The sequence below is a fragment of the Bradyrhizobium sp. CIR18 genome (assembly GCF_014198295.1).
In the GTDB taxonomy this organism is placed as follows: Bacteria; Pseudomonadota; Alphaproteobacteria; order Rhizobiales; family Xanthobacteraceae; genus Bradyrhizobium.
Genome location: NZ_JACIHF010000001.1, coordinates 272,549 through 292,672 on the forward strand (window position 1 = coordinate 272,549; position 20,124 = coordinate 292,672).

Genomic DNA, 20,124 nt, shown 5'->3' on the forward strand with positions numbered 1-20,124 from the left:
GTCGTCGCTTGCGCGGACGAGGGCGTCTCGATCAGTCGATCGCCAGGCAATGCTCCAGGGCCGGCTTTTCGTTGTTGTCGCGGCTGGGACGCGCCCACTCCTGAACGGCGAAGGCAAGGTGATGCTGGCCCATTCCAGCGCCAATGATCGATGCCTGAGCTACCTTGATGGGCCTTGTGACCACACTGGTGTTCACCACGCCTGCGTCGATTGCCAGATACGACATCGCGACGATCGCCACCGCAGATGCGATAGCCATTCTCGTCCATTCGGTAGGAAGCATCGGAGTCCTTAACGCGGGCGCAATTCGCCCGGCGCATACATAGGGCTGATCTGCGCCGTTCAAAGGTCGGCGTATGGTTACCCACGCGTTCGTGAAGGGCGGTGGATATAAATGAGACTGGCGATCCCAGCAGGACTCGAACCTGCAACCCGCGGAGTAGAAATCCGCTACTCTATCCAGTTGAGCTATGGGACCGTCGCTACGCCAGCCTCCGTTGGGAGGCCGGCTGGTTCATCTACCATGCCAAATATGAAAAATATCGTCTTTCGCCAAGTCTGAACCGAACCCTTTTCCTCAGAGCCGCGACAAAGCGAGACGGTGGCATGTCAGGGTGCCGGGTTGAGCGGCCGCGGACTGGACGATGGATCACATCGCCGGGAACGCTGGCCAGCTTCCGGGATGTGGCCGCCGGTCGACGGGTCGGGTATCGCTGCGCCATCAGGACGGCGTGAGCGGCGGTATCTTGATCGGTCTCCTCTGGGCTTGCCTTTCCATGGCGAATGCGACGATTTGCACCTTTGGTACCATCGCCTTGAGTCCGTCACCTTTCCGCGCATTTCATGCTGCCAGCGGGCGGCTGTCCGCGATTTCCGGGAGTCCACCATGATCGGTCTTGTTCGCGCCGTCACAATCTGCGCCACGCTGGCGCTCGGCCTTAGCGCAACACACGCTGCCGACAAGGCGTTCAAGCGCGACGACCTCGCCGATTCCGCGATCAAGCTGGAGGCCCAGATCAAGAGCGAGGCGGGGCCCGTCGCCAAGACCAATGCGACGCTGAAGACGGACGCCGATGCCGCCTTCCGGCGCAATGATTACCGCACCGGCCTGTCGGTGCTCGGCCAGATCGCGGCGACCACGCCGGAAGACACTGGCAACTGGCTGCGGCTTGCCAAAGCCATCTTCCAGATATCGCCGAAGAGCTCGAGCGAGCAGACCTTCCTGCTGGAACGCGCCTCGACCGCGGCCTACATCGCCTACCTGCGCGCCGGCAATCCGGGCGAGGAGGCCGACGCGCTTGCGGTGCTCGGCAAGTCGCTGTCGGAGCGCAAGCTGTGGCGGCCGGCGCTGGATTCGCTGCGGCTGTCGCTCGACCTGCGCGAAGTCGCCGACGTCCGCGGCCAATATGAGAAGATGCGGGACGAGCATGGCTTCCGGCTGCTCGACTACACCGTGGACTCGGATTCGGCGAGCCCGCGGGCCTGCTTCCAGTTCTCCGAGGAATTGGCAAAACGCACCGACTTCGCGCCGTACCTCGCGCTGGCGGGGCAGGACAAGCCGGCGCTGTCGGCCGAAGGCAAGCAGCTCTGCGTCGACGGGCTGAAGCACGGCGAGCGCTACAACATCAATCTGCGCGCCGGCCTGCCGTCCACCGTGAAGGAGGGGCTGCCGAAATCGGCCGAGTTCAACGTCTATGTGCGCGACCGCAAGCCGTTCGTGCGCTTCACCAGCCGGGCTTATGTGCTGCCCCGAACCGGCCAGCGCGGCATTCCCGTGGTCAGCGTCAACACGCCCGCTGTCAATATCAACGTGTTCCGGATCGGCGACCGCAATCTGATCAACACGGTGGTCGACAGCGATTTCCAGAAGACGCTGTCGAAATACCAGCTCTCCGATCTCGGCGATGAGCGCGGCGTAAAAGTCTGGACCGGCGAGCTCGCGACCGCGATGACGCTGAACCAAGACGTCACCACGGCATTCCCGGTCGACCAGGCACTCGGCGAGCTTCAGCCGGGCGTCTACGTGATGACGGCCGCCGCCAAGGGCCCGGGCTCGGACGACGATTACCAGCTCGCCACGCAATGGTTCATCGTCTCCGATCTCGGGGTGTCCGCCTATTCCGGCAATGACGGTATCCATGTCTTCGTCAACTCGCTGGCCTCGACTGATCCGGTCGGCAAGGCCGAGGTCCGGCTGGTTGCCCGCAACAACGAGATCCTGGCGACCCGCAAGACCGACGACAGTGGCCACGTGCTGTTCGAGGCGGGGCTTGCGCGCGGCGAGGGCGGCCTGTCGCCGGCGATGCTGACGGTCACGGGCGAGAAGGCCGATTATGCCTTCCTAAGCCTGAAGTCCTCCGCCTTCGATCTGTCCGATCGCGGCGTCTCCGGCCGCGTGGTGCCCGCAGGCGCCGATGCCTTCGTCTATGCCGAGCGTGGCGTCTACCGCTCCAGCGAGACCGTCTATCTCACCGCGCTGTTGCGCGACGGGCAGGGCAATGCCGTCAGCGGCGGACCGCTGACGCTGGTGATCGAACGTCCTGACGGCGTCGAATACCGACGTGCCGCGCTCGCCGACCAGGGCGCCGGCGGCCGTACGCTGTCCGTGCCGCTCAACTCGGCCGTTCCGACCGGGACGTGGCGGGTGCGCGCCTTCACCGACCCGAAGGGCTCCTCGGTTGGCGAGACCACCTTCATGGTCGAGGACTATGTTCCCGATCGGATCGAATTCGACTTGTCCGCCAAGGACAAGCTGATCAAAGCTAACGCTCCAGTGGAGCTTAAGGCGGACGGCCATTTCCTCTATGGCGCGCCCGCGTCCGGCCTGCAGCTTGAAGGCGACATGCTGGTCGCGCCCGCAAGCGAACGTCCGGGCTTTGCCGGCTACCAGTTCGGCGTCGCCGATGAGGAGACCACCTCCAACGAGCGCACGCCGCTTGAGAACCTGCCCGAGGCCGACGCCAACGGCGTTGCGACCTTCCCGGTGACGCTGGACAAACAGCCGGCCTCGACCCGTCCGCAGGAGGCACAGATCTTCGTCCGCATGGTGGAGACCGGCGGCCGCGCCGTCGAGCGCAAGATCGTGCTGCCGGTTGCGCCCGCGACCGCCCTGATCGGCGTCAAGCCGCTGTTCGGTGACAAGAACGTCGCCGAGGGCGACAAGGCCGAGTTCGATGTCGTGTTCGTCTCGCCCGAGGGCGAGAAGCTGCGCCGCGACGGCCTGCGCTACGAGCTCCTGAAGATGGAGTCGCGCTACCAATGGTACCGCCAGAACAATTACTGGGAGTACGAGCCGGTCAAGTCGACCTCGCGCGTCGCCGACGGTGATGTGACGGTTGCCGCCGACAAGCCGGCGCGGATTTCGCTCACCCCCCAGCCGGGCCGCTACCGGCTCGATGTGAAGTCGAACGATGCCGATGGCCCGGTGACCTCGGTGCAGTTCGACGTCGGCTGGTATTCCGACGGCAGCGCCGACACGCCGGACCTCCTGGAGACCTCGATCGACAAGCCGCAATATTCCTCCGGCGACACCATGACGGTCTCGGTCAATGTCCGCAGTGCCGGCAAGCTCACCATCAACGTGCTCGGCGACCGCCTGCTGACGACGCAGACGATCGACGTCAAGGAAGGCACTGCCCAGGTGAAGCTCCCGGTCGGCAAGGACTGGGGCACCGGCGCTTACGTGGTGGCGACGCTGCGCCGCCCGCTCGATGCCGCTGCCCAGCGCATGCCGGGCCGGGCGATCGGCCTGAAATGGTTCGGCATCGACAAGCAGGCCCGCACCTTGCAGGTCAAGCTGTCGCCGCCGGCGCTGATCCGGCCGAACGCAGCGTTGACAATCCCGGTCAAGCTCGACGGGCTCAATCCGGGCGAGGACGCCAAGATCGTCATCGCCGCGGTCGATGTCGGCATCCTCAACCTCACCAATTACAAGCCGCCGGCGCCGGACGATTACTATCTCGGCCAGCGCCGCCTGAGCGCCGAAATCCGCGACCTCTACGGGCAGCTGATCGACGGCATGTCCGGCACGCGCGGCCAGATCAAGTCCGGCGGTGACGCCGGCGCTGGTGAGCTGCAGGGTTCGCCGCCCGCGCAAAAGCCGCTGGCGCTCTATTCCGGCATCGTCACGGTTGGCGCCGATGGCAGTGCGGAAGTCAGCTTCGACATTCCGGAGTTCGCCGGCACCGCACGCGTGATGGCGGTGGCGTGGACCGCGACCAAGCTGGGCCGCGCCAACACCGACGTCGTGATCCGCGACCCCGTGGTGCTGACCACGACGCTGCCGCGCTTCCTGCTCAACGGCGACCACGGCACGGTCAACCTCGAGATCGACAATGTCGAGGGCCAGGCCGGCGACTACGCCATCGACGTGAAAACGGGTGGTCCGGTGAAGATGACCGGCAATCCCGCGACCACGGTCAAGCTCGCCGCCAAGCAGCGCAACTCGTTCACGCTCGCGATCGACGCGACCGCGGCCGGGCAGGCGACGCTCGACGTCGACATCAAGGGACCGAACGGGCTGACGCTGGCGCGCCACTACGCGTTCGACGTCAAGGCGGCGACGCAAGTGCTGGCGCGGCGTTCGATCCGGACGCTGGCGAAGGGCGAGAGCCTGACGCTGACCTCGGACATGTTCTCCGACCTGGTGCCGGGCACCGGCAGCGTCTCGGTCTCGGCCAGCCTGTCGACCGCGCTCGATGCGGCGACGATCCTGAAGGCGCTCGACCGCTATCCCTATGGCTGCTCGGAACAGATCACGAGCCGCGCGATGCCGCTGCTCTACGTCAACGACCTCGCGGCCGGCGCGCACCTCGCCATGGATACCGAGGTCGACCAGCGCATCCGCGATGCGGTCGAGCGGCTATTGGCCCGCCAGGGCTCGAACGGCTCGTTCGGCCTGTGGTCGGCCGGCGGCGACGATGCCTGGCTCGACGCCTATGTGACGGACTTCCTGACCCGCGCCCGCGAAAAGGGTTTTGCGGTGCCGGACGTGCTGTTCAAGAACGCGCTCGACCGCATCCGCAATTCCGTCGTCAACGGCAACGAGCCGGAGAAGGACGGCGGGCGCGATCTCGCTTACGGACTCTATGTGCTCGCACGCAACGGCGCAGCGCCGATCGGCGATCTCCGCTATCTCGCCGACACCAAGCTGAACAACCTCGCGACGCCGATCGCGAAGTCGCAGCTTGCGGCGGCACTCGCTCTCGTCGGCGACCGCAACCGCGCCGAACGCGTGTACGGCGCCGCGCTCGACTCGCTTGCGCCCAAGCCGGTGCTCGAGTTCGGCCGCACCGACTACGGCTCGCAGCTTCGCGATGCCGCAGCTTTGGTGTCGCTTGCCAGCGAAGGCAATGCGCCGAAGGCGACGCTGACGCAGGCGGTGTCGCGGGTCGAGACCGCGCGCGGGCTGACGCCCTACACCTCCACGCAGGAGAATGCGTGGCTGGTGCTGGCGGCGCGAGCGCTGGCCAAGGAGAACCTGTCCATGGAAGTGGATGGCCAGCCGGTCAAGACCGCGCTCTATCGCAGCTACAAGGCGGACACGTTGAGCGGCAAGCCGCTGAAGATCACCAACACCGGCGATGCGCCGGTGCAGGCGGTGGTCTCGGTGTCGGGCTCGCCGGTGACGCCGGAGCCGGCCGCGTCCAACGGCTTCAAGATCGAGCGCAATTACTTCACGCTCGACGGCAAGCCGGCCGACATCAGCAAGGTCAAGCAGAACCAGCGCTTTGCCGTGGTGCTGAAGATCACCGAGGCCAAGCCCGAGTACGGCCACATCATGGTGTCCGACTATCTGCCGGCGGGCCTGGAGATCGACAATCCGAAGCTGGTCTCATCGGGCGACAGCGGCACGCTGGACTGGATCGAGGACGGCGAGGAGCCTGAGGATACCGAGTTCCGCGACGATCGCTTCACGGCGGCGGTCGATCGCGCCTCGGATTCGAAGTCGGTCTTCACCGTCGCCTATATCGTGCGCGTGGTCTCGCCCGGCAAATACGTGCTGCCGCAAGCCTATGTCGAGGACATGTACAACCCCTCGCGCTACGGCCGGACGGGCACGGGCACTGTCGAGGTGCGGACGGCGAAGTGAGTGCTGATTGAATGAGCGCAGCGGAGCCACATACTCAGTCGTCATGCCCGGGCAAAAGCGCGGAGCGCGTCTTCGCGCAAATGTCCCGGGCATCCACGAACTGTGGCGCAGCGGGCAAGAACGTGGATGGCCTGGACAAGCCCGGCCATGACGCAGCAAGGGGCCGCGGCCTTCGTATCCTCTCCGCCCTCGCACTCTCTTTCATCCTCGCCATCACCGGCTTCGTCGGCTGGGTCTACTCGCTCGGACCTCTCCCGCTCGACGAGGCCCGGCACGTCTCCACCACCATCGTCGACCGCAACGGCAAGCTGCTGCGCGCCTACGCCATGGCCGACGGCCGCTGGCGGCTGCCGGTCGATGCCAAATCCAGCGTCGACCCGACCTATCTCAAGCTGCTGTTCGCCTATGAGGACCAGCGCTTCTACGCCCACAACGGGCTCGACCCGCTCGCACTCGGGCGCGCCGCGTTGCAGCTCGCGACGCGCGGCCACATCGTCTCTGGCGGCTCGACCATCAGCATGCAGCTGGCGCGGCTGATGGAGCCGCGGCGGCAGCGCTCGCTCTACGCCAAGCTGCGGCAGATGGTGCGCGCGATCGAGATCGAGCGCAGCATGAGCAAGGAGCAGATCCTCGACCTCTATCTCGCGCTGGCGCCTTATGGCGGCAATCTCGAGGGCATCCGCGCCGCCTCGATTGGCTATCTCGGCAAGGAGCCGAAGCGGTTGTCGCTGGCCGAAGCCGCGCTGCTGGTCGCGCTGCCGCAGTCACCGGAGACGCGCCGCCTCGACCGCCATCCCGAGGCCGCGCGCAAGGCGCGCGACCGCGTGCTCGATCGCATGGTCGAGGAGCGTGTGGTCAGTGCCGACGACGCAAGGCAGGCCAAGGCCGTGCCCGTGCCAAAACTGCGCCGGCCGATGCCGATCCTGGCGCCGCATGCGTCCGATACCGCGCTGTCGACGGTCAAGGATAAGCCGGTCATCAAGCTGACGCTCGACGCGAACCTGCAGAAGGTGCTGGAGCCGCTGGCGCGCGACCGCGCCGTTGCGCTCGGGCCGAACATCTCGGTCGGCATCATCGTGGTCGACAATGAGAGCGGCGACGTGCTGGCACGCGTCGGTTCGGCCGATTATTTCGACGAGAGCCGGGCAGGGCAGGTCGACATGACCCGTGCGATCCGCTCGCCGGGCTCGACGCTGAAACCCTTCATCTACGGGCTCGCCTTCGAGGACGGCTTCGTCCACCCGGAGAGCCTGATCGACGATCGGCCGGTCCGCTTCGGCTCCTACGCGCCGGAAAATTTCGACATGACCTTCCAGGGCACAGTGCCGGTGAGGAAGGCGCTGCAACTCTCGCTGAACGTGCCCGCGATCGTGCTGCTCGACCGTGTCGGCTCGAGCCGGCTTGCGTCGCGACTGCGGCAGGCCGGCGGCAATCTGGTTCTGCCCAAGGACGAAGCGCCAGGGCTTGCCATGGGGCTCGGCGGCGTCGGCGTGACGCTGCAGGATCTCGCCCAGCTCTATACGGGCTTTGCCCGCCTCGGCACCACCAAGCCGCTGCGCGAGGTGATGGCTGACAAGGACGACCGCGAGCCACTCCGGCTGCTGGATCAGGTCGCGGCCTGGCAGGTCGGCAACGTGCTGCTGGGAACGCCGCCGCCGGAGAACGCCGCCCACAACCGCATCGCCTTCAAGACCGGCACCTCGTACGGCTATCGCGACGCCTGGTCGGTCGGGTTCGACGGCCGGATGACTATCGGGGTTTGGGTCGGCCGGCCCGACGGTGCGCCGGTTCCCGGCCTGATCGGGCGCGTCGCCGCAGCACCGATCCTGTTCGATGCCTTCGCCCGCAGCGGCAAGACGCTGACCGCATTGCCGAAGCCGCCAAGGGGAACCCTGGTTGCCAGCAACGCCAAGCTGCCGTTGCCGCTGAAGCGGTTCCGGCCGGTGGGGGAACTGGTGCGGACCGGCCGTGAGCAGGCGCTGCATATCCAGTTTCCGCTGAACGGCTCGCGGATCGACGTCGATCGCTCCGGGGGGCAGGAGAGCGCCGCGATGCCGGTCAAGGTCGCGGGCGGCGTGCTTCCCATGACCGTCATGGTTAACGGTACGGCGCTCGGCGAGATCGACGGACGCCGCCAGCGCCTGATCGATCCGCCCGGTCCGGGCTTTGCTCGGCTCACCGTGATCGACGCCACGGGCGCCGCGGACACAGTCGTCATTCGAATTCAATGACCCTGCCTTAAGCGGTTGTGGCGATGGCGGTTTCAGCGTAAGCGGAACCAATGGCCGAGACCTACCCAACTCCCCGTTTTGGAGCGCCCCGCGAGCCAAAATCGCCTGCAAATCCGGGCAGCGGGCTCGTGCGCATGCTCGATGTCGCCACGGCCAGCCATGCCCGCGCCGTTGCCTTCCTGCTCGTGTGCGCGCTGCTGTTGTTCCTGCCGGGCTTCTTCACGATCCCGCCGATCGATCGCGACGAGGCGCGGTTCGCCCAGGCCACCAAGCAGATGGTCGAGAGCGGCGACTATGTCGATATCCGCTTTCAGGAGGACGTCCGCTACAAGAAGCCGGTCGGCATCTATTGGTTGCAATCGGCGACGGTCGAAGCCGCCTCGATGCTCAAGCTGCCGAAGGCCGAATTGCGGATCTGGGTCTACCGGCTGCCGTCCCTGTTCGGGGCGATCGGCGCCGTGCTCATGACCTACTGGGCCGCGCTCGGCTTCGTCACGCGGCGTGCCGCAGTGCTGGCGGCGCTGATGATGTGCGCTTCGGTGCTGCTCGGCGTCGAGGCGCGGCTCGCCAAGACCGACGCGATGCTGCTGTTCTGCGTGACCGCCGCGATGGGTGCGATGGCGCGGGCCTATCTGTCCTGGCAGCGCGCCGAGGACGAGACGCATCCGCCCTGGAGTTGGCCCGCGATCTTCTGGACCGCGCTTGCGGTGGGCATCCTGATCAAGGGCCCGCTGATCCTGATGTTCGCAGGGCTGACCATAGCCGCGCTCGCGATCCAGGACCGCGATGCCTCCTGGCTGTGGAAGCTGCGCCCGGTCTGGGGCCTGATGTGGATGCTGGTGCTGGTGCTGCCCTGGTTCGTCGCGATCTTCTGGCGCGCGGGCGATGCCTTCTTTGCCGATTCCGTCGGCGGCGACATGCTGAGCAAGATCGGCGCCCAGGAATCCCATGGTGCGCCGCCTGGACTTTACCTGGCGCTGTTCTGGATCACGTTCTGGCCGGGCGCACCGCTCGCGGCGATGGCGGCACCCGCGGTGTGGCGGGCGCGGCGTGAGCCCGGCGCGCAGTTTCTGCTGGCCTGGCTGATCCCGTCCTGGATCGTGTTCGAGGCGGTGCTGACCAAGCTGCCGCATTACGTGCTGCCGCTGTACCCGGCGATCGCCATCCTCACCGCCGGTGCGGTGGAGCGGCGCGTGCTGTCGCGCTCCTGGCTGATGCGCGGTTCGGCCTGGTGGTTCGCGATCCCCGCGGCCACCTCGATCATCGCGGTGGTCGGCGCCGTGATGCTGACGCGGCAGCCCGCTTTTGTGGCTTGGCCGTTTATCGCGGCATCGCTGATTTTCGGCCTGTTCGCCTGGTGGCTCTACGACAACAACCGCGCCGAGCGCTCGCTGCTCAACGCGCTGGTTGCGGCCTTGATGCTGGCGGTGGTGGTGTATGGCATCGTGCTGCCGTCGCTGACGCCGCTGTTTCCGAGCATCGAGATCGCGCGCGCCTTGCGTAACGTCACCTGCGTCGGGCCGAAGGCGGCGGCTGCCGGCTATCACGAGCCGAGCCTCGTCTTCCTGACGGGCACCCAGACCCTGCTCACGGACGGGTCGGGCGCGGCCGACTTCCTGAGGCAGGGCAGCTGCCGCTTTGCGCTGATCGAGCAGCGTTCGGAGCGGAGCTTCGTGCAGCGCGCCGAGGCGATCGGGCTGCGCTACAAGGTTGGCACCCGCATCGACGGCTACAATTTCTCGCAAGGGCGCGCGATATCGATCTCGATCTTCCGCTCGGAAGGCACCGAATAGGATGCCTGTTACGACCAGCCCCGCGCCCCGTCCGGGCTATCCCGCGCAATTGCTCGCCGTGTCCCGGAGCGCGCTGGCGCAGCTCGTCCGCACGCCCTCGCATTCGCGCCGCGCAGAGGCCGCGCGAAAGCTGGCGCGGCATTCGCTGTGGCTCAGTGCGACGGGCGCGGCTCTCGTCATCGCGCTGATGCTCGCGTTCGACCAGACCGAGATCCAGCTGATGCCGGCGCGCGGCACGCCAAGCCTGTGGCCGATCCGCATCCTCACCGATTTCGGCAAGGACGAGTACCTGCTCTCGGTGCTCGGGGGCGTGCTGGTGGTGTTGGCGTTCGTTGCGGCGGGGCTTCACGGCACAAGCCGCGCGCTGCTCCTCGGTCTCGGCACACGGCTGCAGTTTGTGTTTCTGTCGATTGCCGTGTCGGCATTCGTTGCCGAGGTCCTGAAATATGTCATCGGCCGCGGACGTCCGTTTGTCGGCGGCAAAGCCAATCCGTTCAACTTCGTGCCGTTCGAGGGGACGGGGGCCTATGCCAGCCTGCCGTCGGGCCATGCCGTGGCAGCGTTCGCGCTGGCGTTTGCCGTGTCGGCATTGTGGCCGCGCCTGCGCGTGTTCATGTTCACTTACGCAATCGTGATCCTGTTGACGCGGCTGGTGCTGGTCGCCCATCACCCGAGCGACGTCGTGGCCGGCGCCCTGGTCGGCACGGTCGGCGCCATGGCGGTCCGCTATTGGTTCGCGGCCAGGCGGCTGGGTTTTGCCATCCGCGCCGATGGCACCATTGTGCCTCTTCCGGGGGCAGTCTCGGGCCGTCTCAAAAGGGTTGCCCGCGGGGCATCCGCCCCATAAAAGCGGCTGCCTGCCGGGACCGCCGGTTCCCAGGGGTCCCCAGGCCCACTTCCAACCACGAGCCGCCTTTGTCGACGTCCCAGCCCTCGGTTTCCATCGTCGTTCCCGTGCGCAACGAAGCCGACAACATCGCGCCGCTTATCGCGGAGATCGGCGCGGCGCTCGATGGCCGCTGGGCCTATGAGATCATCTACGTCAACGACGGCTCGACCGATGCGACCGGCGAACGGCTCGCGGCGATCATGGCGCAGCGGGACAATCTGCGCCAGCTTCGCCACTCCAGATCAGGCGGCCAATCCGCGGCCGTGCGCAGCGGCGTGCGCGCGGCGCGCGGCGCGATCGTGGCGACCCTCGATGGCGACGGCCAGAACAATCCAGCCTTCCTGCCCGACCTGATCGCGGCGGTCGAGAAGGGAGCAGGGCGCGTCGGCCTCGCTGCGGGGCAGCGTGTCGGACGCAAGGATACCGGCTTCAAGAAATTCCAGTCGCGCATAGCGAACGGCGTCCGCAACGCCATCTTGAAGGACGGCACGCGGGACACCGGCTGCGGGCTCAAGGCATTCCGCCGCGAGGTCTTCCTGATGATGCCCTATTTCGACGGGCTGCATCGCTTCCTGCCGGCGCTGGTCCGCCGCGAAGGCTACGACATCGCCTATGTCGACGTGATCGACCGGCCGCGCCATTCCGGCGTGTCCAACTACGGCTTCTTCGACCGGCTGTGGATCGGCATCATGGATCTCGCCGGCGTATGGTGGCTGATCCGCCGCAAGAAGCCGACACCAGATGTGACTGAGGTGAACGCATGATCATTCAATACGGTCAGGCGCTGAGCAATTATCTCTACGACGTCTTCGTCGCCAAATTCGATTTCTGGCTGGCATTCGGCCTCGTCGCGCAGCTGTTCTTCACCGCGCGCTTCCTGGTGCAGTGGATCGCGAGCGAGCGCGCCGGCAATAGCGTGGTGCCGATGGCGTTCTGGTTCTGCTCGATGGGCGGCGGACTGATGACGCTGGTCTACGGCGTCGTGAAGCGCGAGCCGGTCATCATCCTCGGACAATCGCTCGCGACCATCATCTATATCCGCAACATCATGCTGATCATCAAGAACCGCGGCCGCGCCTCGAAGACGCTCGATCGCTGAGCCCAGGTTTTAGTGCGGCAAGGCCGAGGCCGCGCCTGAGGTTGGCAGGGCCGCTGTCTCCGCCTCGGTCCTGCGATAATGCACGCCGGCCGCGTCGAGCACGGGATAGGCGACCGAGCAGATATGCGAGTGGATGCGCCTGAGGTCGCGCAGCACGTCGAGATGCAGCGACGTCGTTTCGATGGTTTCGGGGCGGCCCTCGCGCAGGCGGTCGAGATGTCGCTCGACCGCGGCGAGTTCGGTGTTGCGCAGCGCGGTTTTCTCCACCAGCAGCTTGCGCGCCTCGTTGGCATCGCCCGACATGAAGACCCCGAAGGCGATCCGCAGCGAGTCCATCGTGCGCTTGTGGAAGGCGGCGAGCTCGTCGGCCCCTTCCGCCGAAAACTGGAAGCGCCGCTTGATCTTCTTGGTGGCGAGCTCGCTCAGGCTCTTGTCGATGATGTCGCCGATATGTTCGAGATTGATGGCGAAGGAGATGATCTCCATCGCACGCCGTCCTTCGCTCTCGTCGAGGCTGCCCCGCATCAGCTTGGTCACGTAGAGCTTGATGGCCTCGTCGAGACCGTCGACGAAATTGTCCATCTTGGAGACCTGGTCGACTAGGGCACGGTCGCCGGTCATCATCGCCGCCATCACCTTCCGCAGCATGACCTCGACGAGATCGCCCATCCGCAAGGTCTCGCGAGCGGCGTCGGCGAGCGCCAGTGACGGCGTCTCCAGCGCCGTCTCGTCGAGATAGCGCGGGCGGGCCGGATCGGCCTCTTGCGCGCGATCGGGCAGGAGGCGTGTCAACAGGCGCGACATGGTGTCGAGCAGGCCGATGAAGAGGACGGCGGTGCCGACATTGAAGGCGATGTGGAAAGCCGCCGTCATCCTGGCGAGATCGGGCTGCCAGGCGTGCATGTGCTCGGCGATCGCGCCGAGGAAGGGCAGGACGAGGGCAATCCCGATCACGCGGTTGATGAGGTTGCCGACCGGCAGGCGGTAGCTCGCGGGGTCGTCACGCCTGGCGCCCTCGAACACGGGATTGATGGCACTGCCGAGATTGGCCCCGAGCACCAGCGCCAGCGCCGCGTCGGGCGTGATGAACTGCGAATAGGCCAGCGACATGATCAGCAGCACGCTGGCGACGCTTGAATGCACGGCCCAGGTGACGAGGGCGGCGATGACGATGCACAATATGGGGTCGCCCGTGATGGCCGACATCACGATGCGGACGCCCGGTGCGTTCTCCGCCGGCGCCAGCGTGTCGAGCAGGATGTGCAGCGAGAGCAGCATCAGGCCGAGGCCGATGCAGACGCGGCCGATGTCCTTGATCCGCGATCGCGGGCCGGAGCGAAAGGCGACGAGGCCGAGCACGAACAGGACCGGCGCGACGGCTGCGATGTTGAACGACAGCACCTGCACGATCAGCGTCGTGCCGACATTGGCCCCGAGCATGATGGCGAGCGCCGCGGCGAGGCTGACGAGGCCTTCGGCGGCGAACGAGCTCGTGATCAGGGCGGTCGCGGTGCTGCTCTGGAGCAGCGCGGTGAGGCCGAGGCCGGCGGCGAAAGCGCTGCCGCGGTTACTCAGCGCCTTGCCGAGCAGCCGCCGCAGGTCAGGACCGAAGGCGCGCAAGATCCCGCTGTGGACCATGTGCAGGCCCCACAGCAACAGCGCAACGCCGCCCATCAGATCGAGCAGAACCAACGTTCCCATGCTCCGTGTCCGGATTGGAGTCGATTGGTGAGGCTAGCGCCAAATGCTTGAGGTTCAAACCTTTTGTTGGCGCGTCGGCGTTAACGTTTACGCCAGCTGCACGTTCCCGCGGCGCGTTGAGCGTCCGCCGCGGCGCGCGTTGGCGCGTCCGCAGTCGAGATGCCTTGTGAGCAGGCTCACATTGCCGCTTTGAGGGCAGCGAAGCCGCGGTCGAGATCGGCCTTGAGGTCGTCGACGCTTTCCAGTCCGATATGCAGGCGCAGCGTCGGGCCGCCGGGCGCCCACTTGGTCGCTGTGCGATAGGCATCGCAATCGAAGGGAATCGCAAGGCTCTCGAAGCCGCCCCATGAAAAGCCCATGCCGAACAGCTTGAGCGTGTTCAGCATGGTGTCGACGGCCTTCTGCGGCGCCGGATTCAGCACGATGCTGAACAGGCCGGACGCACCGGTGAAGTCGCGCTTCCAGATCGCGTGGCCGGGATCGGTCTCCAAGCCGGGATGCAGCACACGCGCGACCTCGGGCCGGCTAGCCAGCCAGCGCGCCATGTCGAGCCCGGAGCGGTGATGTTGTGCCAGCCGCACCGACAGCGTGCGCAGGCCGCGCAGCGCCAGGAAGACGTCGTCGGGTCCAGCGCAGACGCCGAGGAGGCGAATGCCCTCGGCGACCATCGGCCAGGCCTTGGCATTTGCCGAGATGGTGCCGAACATGATGTCGGAATGGCCGCCGATATATTTGGTTGCGGCCTGCATGCTGATGTCGACGCCCTGTTCGAGCGAGCGGTGATAGAGCGGCGTTGCCCAGGTGTTGTCATCGATGACGAGCGCGCCGCGCCCATGCGCGACCTCGGCGATGGCGCGGATGTCCGGCATCTCGAACGACTGCGAGCCTGGGGCCTCCACCAGCACGGCCCGGGTGTTGGGCTTGAACAGCTTGTCGATGCCGGCGCCGATCATCGGATCGAAATAGCTGGTCTCGACGCCAAAGCGGGTGAGCATGCCGTTGCAGAAATTGCGCGAGGGCCGATAGACGTTGTCGCAGACCAGGAGATGGTCTCCGGCCTTGAGCACCGAGAGCAGCGTGGTCGAGATCGCCGACAGCCCCGACGGCACGATGCCGACGCCGGCGCATTGCGGTCCCTCCAGCGCCATCAGCGTCTCCTGGAACGCCTTGGTGGTGGGGGAACCGTGACGGCCATAGGTGAACTCGCCGCGATGGGCGTGCAGGTCCTCGGCGGTCGGGTAGAGCACGGTCGAGCCGTGAAAGACCGGCGGATTGACGAACCCCTTCTGCGCCTTGGTGTCGCGGCCGGAGGTGACCAGCCGGGTCTCGGCCTGCTGCTCTTGGGGGTGCGAGGAATCCATGCGTCTGCTTTCAAAACCGCGTTTCCGCTCGGGCTTGGCGCCTGACGAGCTGGCCGAAAGGCCGCTGTCGTTAATAACAGAACACAGAAGAGTCCCGTCAACCCCTTGACCCGGCACGCCAGTCGTTCTGTGATGCGCAGGTGCTATTCAGTCGCCGCATGTTGAGGGGCCTGCCGCGACCTTCGATCCATCGTCTGACCGGACCTTGCGCCACAGCCATATCGGCGGGCGCCTGCGGCGGGGATTAAGGTATGGCCTCCCGGGATCGGCGGGTGTTCGGCAAGGTTTTCCAGCATGACTCTTGCAGGGCTGGCCTTGATACGCCTGGCCCTGGCAGCGATGATCCTGAGACAACGTTCCTTGAGACGACTTTGAAAGGCCCAAAGCCCATGAAACGCGTAACCCTGGCTCTCACCCTTGCTCTCGCCGCCGGCCTCTCCGCCCAAGCCGCCGACGCGCAAACGCTCAAGACGGTCAAGGACCGGGGCATGCTGTCCTGCGGTGTCAGCCAGGGCCTGCCGGGCTTCTCCTCGCCCGACGACAAGGGCAACTGGACCGGCCTCGACGTCGACCTCTGCAAGGCGATCGCCGGGGCGATCTTCAACGATGCGACCAAGGTCAAGTACGTGCCGCTGTCCGCCAAGGACCGGTTCACCGCGCTGCAATCCGGCGAAATCGACGTGCTCTCGCGCAACACCACCTGGACCATCTCGCGTGACACCTCGCTCGGCGCCAATTTTACCGGCGTGACCTATTATGACGGGCAGGGCTTCATGGTGAAGAAGTCGCTCAAGGTGAATTCGGCGCTCGAGCTCAACAGCGCCTCGGTCTGCGTGCAGACTGGCACTACCACCGAGCAAAATCTGGCCGACTACTTCAAAGCCAACAACATGAAGTACGAGGTGATCGCGTTCGGCACCAACGACGAAACGGTCAAGGCCTATGAGGCCGGACGCTGCGACGTCTTCACCACCGACCAGTCGGGCCTGTACGCCAATCGCCTGAAGCTTGCCAATCCCAACGACCACATGGTGCTTCCCGAGATCATCTCGAAGGAGCCGCTCGGCCCCATGGTGCGCCACGGCGACGATCAGTGGTTCGACATCGTGAAGTGGACGCTGTTCGCGATGGTCACCGCCGAAGAGCTTGGCGTGAGCTCGAAGAACGTCGACGAGAAAGCGAAGCTGGAAAATCCCGAGTTGAAGCGCGTCCTCGGCACCGACGGCAATTTCGGCGAACAACTCGGCCTGACCAAGGACTGGGTGGTGCGGATCGTGAAGGCGGTCGGCAATTACGGCGAGGTGTTCGATCGCAATGTCGGCGCGGGCTCGCCGCTCGCCATCAATCGCGGTCTCAACAATCTCTGGAACAAGGGCGGTCTTCAGTACGCGCCGCCGATCCGCTGATCATCCTGATCCGCTGGCAGCGGCATGAGCACCGAGGCCCGAAAACCGCCACCCCAGATCGCGCTGAAGATCAGGCGCGTTCTGGGTGGCAAGGCAGGCTGGAACGGCGTTGCCGTCCAGTTTGCCTTCGCGGCGATCCTGGGCTGGATCGGCTATGAGATCGTCTCCAATGCCCGCGCCAATCTCGAAAACCAGCACATCGCCGCCGGTTTCGGCTTCCTCAGGAATAATGCCGGCTTCGACGTCAACCAGACCCTGATCTCCTATACCGGTTCGGACACGTTCCTGCGCGTGTTCGTGGTCGGGCTCCTGAATACGCTCGTGGTCTCGGTGGTGGGTATCGTCTTCGCCACCTTGATCGGATTCATCGTCGCGCTGTGCCGGCTGTCGCCCAATTGGCTGCTGTCCCGCGTCGGCGAGATCTATGTCGAGATCATCCGCAACCTGCCGCTGCTGTTCCAGATCCTGTTCTGGTACCTCGCGGTGCTGGCTGCCTTGCCCAATCCTCGGCAGAGCATCTCGCTGCTCGGCGTTGCCTTCATCAGCAATCGCGGCCTCGTCATTCCTAGCCCGATCGGCGGGAGCGGCCTGGAGCCATTCCTGGCGATGCTGGCGCTCGGTATCGTTGCCTCACTGGCCTTGCGCTTCTATGCGCGGCGCGCGCTGTTTCAGGAAGGGCGGATGATCCGGATCTGGCCCGCCGTGCTGGCCCTGCTGTTCGGGCTGCCGCTTGCCACGATGTTGGTGTTCGGTCTGCCCTTCACCTTCGAGCTGCCGCAGCTGAAGGGCTTCAATTTTGCCGGCGGATCGCGGATCATTCCGGAGTTCGTGGCGCTGACGCTGGCGCTGTCGACCTATACCGCCGCCTTCATCGCCGAGATTGTGCGCGCCGGAATCTTGTCCGTCCACAAGGGGCAGATGGAGGCGGGGGCCTCGCTCGGCCTCAGCCGCGGCAACACGCTGCGGCTGATCGTGGTGCCGCAGGCCATGCGGGTCATCGTGCCGCCGCTGACCAATCAGTACCTCAATCTCACCAAGAACTCGTCGCTGGCGGTCGCGATCGGCTATCCAGACCTCGTCTCGGTGTTCGCCGGCACGTCGCTGAGCCAGACCGGGCAGGCGATCGAGATCATCGCGATGACCATGGGCATCTATCTCCTGATCTCGCTGCTCACCAGCGCGATCATGAGCGTCTACGGGTGGCGCGTCAGCCGGAGTCTGGGCGCATGAGCGATATCGCCTCGAGCAGCTTCGTCCGCCGCGACCTGCTCACCGAGCGTCCCGCACCGATGAAGACCACGGGCTTTGTCGGGCTGATGCGCACGCGCCTGTTCAACTCGCCCACCAACATCCTGCTCACGATCGTCGGCGTCCTGCTGCTGTGGTTCACCATCGTTCCCTCGGTCAGGTTCCTGATGGTCGATGCGGTCTGGAGCGGCAAGGACCGCACGGCGTGCCTCACGGAGAACGCCGGCTTTGCGGTCGGCGCCTGCTGGCCCTACATCCAGGCCAAGCTGCCGCAATTGATCTATGGTTTTTATCCCGAGGCCGAGCGCTGGCGGGTCAACCTCGCGTTTGTCCTTGCGGCGGTCCTGCTTGTGCCACTGCTCGTGCCGCGTCTGCCGGCAAAGGGGCTCAACGCCAGTCTGTTCTTCTTCGCATTTCCAGTGGTCGCGTTCTTTCTGCTGCACGGTGGCGGCATCAAGGGCTTTGGCCTCAGTTGGACCGCCGGCCTGCTGGAATTGTTCGACGAGAGCATCATCGGCGCCGGGCGGGCCGTGCTCGGTTTCAGCAAGACGTCCGCCGTTGCGCCGCTGTTGTGGGCGGTCGGGAATTTCATCGTGCTGGTCGGCACGGCGATCTCCTGGCTGATCCTTCCGCTGACCTGGTTGCGCGATCAGATCCAGGGAGCGGGTCAGTCGGTCTGGGCCGATTTTGCCGTCACGACCGCAGTCGTGTCGTTGATCGCCTTCGGCCTCGGCGGCGGCTTGCGCACGGGTTGGCGCGCTCTGGCCTCGAGCATTGCTGCCTTCTTCGCCATCGCCGCGGTGATCAAGCTGATGGGTCTCGATCGCGGTGGACTGCCGGTCGTGACGACGAATTTGTGGGGCGGCCTCCTGGTGACGCTGGTGGTCTCCGTCACCGGCATCGTCACCTCGCTGCCGATCGGCATCGCGCTGGCGCTCGGCCGCCGCTCCACCATTCCGCTGATCCGGATCTTCTCGATCGCCTTCATCGAGTTCTGGCGCGGCGTGCCGCTGATCACGGTGCTGTTCTTCGCCACCTACATGCTGCCCCTGTTCCTGCCCGGCAATTTCACCGTCGACGGTCTCGTCCGCGCGCTGATCGGCATCGCGCTGTTCACGGGCGCCTACCAGGCCGAGAACGTCCGCGGCGGGCTCGCTGCGATCCCGCGAGGGCAGGGCGAGGCGGCCGCGGCCCTGGGGCTGTCCTGGTGGAAGACGACCTCGCTGATCGTGCTGCCGCAGGCGCTGCGTCACGTCATTCCGAACCTCGTCAACAGCTTCATCTCGTTGTTCAAGGACACCTCGCTGGTCTCGATCGTGGCGCTGTTCGACCTGTTGGGCTCGCTCAGGGCCTCGTTCTCGGACCCGAAATGGTCAACGCCTTCGACCGCGTTCACCGGCTTCGCCTTCGCCGGGATCATCTACTTCATCTTCTGCTTTGGAATGTCGCGCTACTCGCTGTTCGTCGAGCACCGCCTCAACGCCCACCGTCGCAACTGATCGAGGTCACCATGTCCGACCCCATCGTCAAGATTTCCGGCCTCAACAAATGGTACGGCGACTTTCACGTGCTGCGCGACATCGACCTTGCGGTCGCGAAGGGCGAGCGCATCGTGATCTGCGGGCCCTCGGGCTCCGGCAAGTCGACCCTGATCCGCTGCATCAACGCGCTGGAGGAATTCCAGGAGGGCGAGATCGTCGTAGACGGCATCGCGCTCGGGCCCAACCTCAAGCACATCGACGCGGTCCGCCGCGAGGTCGGCATGGTGTTCCAGAGCTTCAACCTGTTCCCGCATCTGACCGTGCTGGAGAACTGCACGCTGGCGCCAATCTGGGTGCGCAACATCCCGAAGAAGGACGCCGAGATCAACGCGATGAAGTTCCTGGAGCGGGTCAAGATCCCGCATCAGGCCAACAAGTTTCCGGGGCAGATGTCCGGCGGCCAGCAGCAGCGCGTCGCGATCGCGCGGGCCCTGACGATGAACCCGAAGGTCATGCTGTTCGACGAGCCGACCTCGGCGCTCGACCCCGAGATGGTCAAGGAGGTGCTGGACACCATGGTGGACCTCGCCGAGGAGGGCATGACCATGCTGGTCGTCACCCACGAAATGGGCTTTGCCCGCGAGGTTGCCAACCGCGTGGTCTTCATGGATGCCGGCCAGATCATCGAGGCCAACACGCCGAACGAATTCTTTGCGGCGCCCCAGCACGCCCGCACGAAACTGTTCCTGAGCCAGATTTTGCGCTGAGCACCTGCCATCCGGAGACCGCGCCGGTCTGACCGGGCCGCCAGCCTGGCACCATCC

At 65.7% G+C, this 20,124-nt stretch carries 13 protein-coding genes and 1 tRNA gene; 10 read left to right on the forward strand and 4 right to left on the reverse strand.

The annotated features are described in order from the left end of the window. Window positions 1-31: 31 nt before the first annotated feature. Together GGD65_RS01450 and GGD65_RS01455 are read right to left on the reverse strand one after the other, a co-directional pair. Window positions 32-283: a hypothetical protein gene (locus GGD65_RS01450; RefSeq protein WP_092258365.1), complete on the reverse strand. Its 252-nt coding sequence runs from the start codon at window positions 281-283 to the stop codon at window positions 32-34. A gap of 118 nt (window positions 284-401) precedes the next feature. Continuing rightward, window positions 402-478: transfer RNA gene (locus tag GGD65_RS01455), tRNA-Arg, on the reverse strand. Between the two features lie 408 nt (window positions 479-886). On the opposite strand from GGD65_RS01455, the gene GGD65_RS01460 reads away from it, so the two are divergent. From GGD65_RS01460 to GGD65_RS01485, 6 genes are all read left to right on the forward strand, one after another. Further along, on the forward strand, window positions 887-6,091 hold the full coding sequence (locus GGD65_RS01460) for an alpha-2-macroglobulin (protein ID WP_183234221.1): 5,205 nt from the start codon (window positions 887-889) through the stop codon (window positions 6,089-6,091). A gap of 122 nt (window positions 6,092-6,213) precedes the next feature. After that, the gene (pbpC, locus tag GGD65_RS01465) at window positions 6,214-8,322 is read left to right on the forward strand and encodes a penicillin-binding protein 1C (RefSeq protein ID WP_183234911.1); all 2,109 of its coding nucleotides are present in this window, start codon (window positions 6,214-6,216) and stop codon (window positions 8,320-8,322) included. A 50-nt stretch (window positions 8,323-8,372) separates the two neighbouring features. Continuing rightward, window positions 8,373-10,115 carry a glycosyltransferase family 39 protein gene (locus GGD65_RS01470; RefSeq protein ID WP_092258356.1) on the forward strand — a complete coding sequence of 581 codons (1,743 nt, stop codon included), beginning with the start codon at window positions 8,373-8,375 and terminating at the stop codon, window positions 10,113-10,115. 1 nt (window position 10,116) lies between these two features. Beyond that, a complete protein-coding gene (locus tag GGD65_RS01475) occupies window positions 10,117-10,962 on the forward strand; it encodes a phosphatase PAP2 family protein (protein ID WP_179730515.1) in 846 nt (281 codons plus the stop codon). A gap of 68 nt (window positions 10,963-11,030) precedes the next feature. Next, the gene (locus GGD65_RS01480; RefSeq protein ID WP_183234222.1) at window positions 11,031-11,768 is read left to right on the forward strand and encodes a glycosyltransferase family 2 protein; all 738 of its coding nucleotides are present in this window, start codon (window positions 11,031-11,033) and stop codon (window positions 11,766-11,768) included. Then, window positions 11,765-12,103 (forward strand): lipid-A-disaccharide synthase N-terminal domain-containing protein, encoded by a 339-nt coding sequence (locus tag GGD65_RS01485; RefSeq protein WP_018323154.1) that lies wholly within the window; start codon window positions 11,765-11,767, stop codon window positions 12,101-12,103. Before GGD65_RS01480 ends, GGD65_RS01485 begins: the two co-directional genes overlap by 4 nt. Window positions 12,104-12,112: 9 nt before the next feature. Here GGD65_RS01485 and GGD65_RS01490 read toward each other — a convergent pair whose 3' ends face one another. After that, window positions 12,113-13,804, reverse strand: a complete 1,692-nt coding sequence (locus tag GGD65_RS01490) for a Na/Pi cotransporter family protein (protein WP_183234223.1) — start codon at window positions 13,802-13,804, stop codon at window positions 12,113-12,115. Window positions 13,805-13,980: 176 nt separating this feature from the next. Further along, window positions 13,981-15,165 carry a cystathionine beta-lyase gene (metC, locus tag GGD65_RS01495; protein WP_183234224.1) on the reverse strand — a complete coding sequence of 395 codons (1,185 nt, stop codon included), beginning with the start codon at window positions 15,163-15,165 and terminating at the stop codon, window positions 13,981-13,983. A 389-nt stretch (window positions 15,166-15,554) separates the two neighbouring features. Here metC and GGD65_RS01500 point away from each other — a divergent pair, with 389 nt between their 5' ends. The 4 genes from GGD65_RS01500 to GGD65_RS01515 are packed head-to-tail and all read left to right on the forward strand — an operon-like array spanning window position 15,555 to window position 20,067. Then, window positions 15,555-16,571: an amino acid ABC transporter substrate-binding protein gene (locus tag GGD65_RS01500; RefSeq protein WP_183234225.1), complete on the forward strand. Its 1,017-nt coding sequence runs from the start codon at window positions 15,555-15,557 to the stop codon at window positions 16,569-16,571. Window positions 16,572-16,595: 24 nt separating this feature from the next. After that, window positions 16,596-17,801: an amino acid ABC transporter permease gene (locus tag GGD65_RS01505; RefSeq protein WP_183234226.1), complete on the forward strand. Its 1,206-nt coding sequence runs from the start codon at window positions 16,596-16,598 to the stop codon at window positions 17,799-17,801. Continuing rightward, a complete protein-coding gene (locus tag GGD65_RS01510) occupies window positions 17,798-19,318 on the forward strand; it encodes an amino acid ABC transporter permease (RefSeq protein WP_183234227.1) in 1,521 nt (506 codons plus the stop codon). Before GGD65_RS01505 ends, GGD65_RS01510 begins: the two co-directional genes overlap by 4 nt. An 11-nt stretch (window positions 19,319-19,329) precedes the next feature. After that, complete coding sequence (locus GGD65_RS01515) at window positions 19,330-20,067, forward strand: amino acid ABC transporter ATP-binding protein (protein ID WP_183234228.1); 738 nt, start codon at window positions 19,330-19,332, stop codon at window positions 20,065-20,067. The last annotated feature ends 57 nt before the right edge of the window (window positions 20,068-20,124 follow it).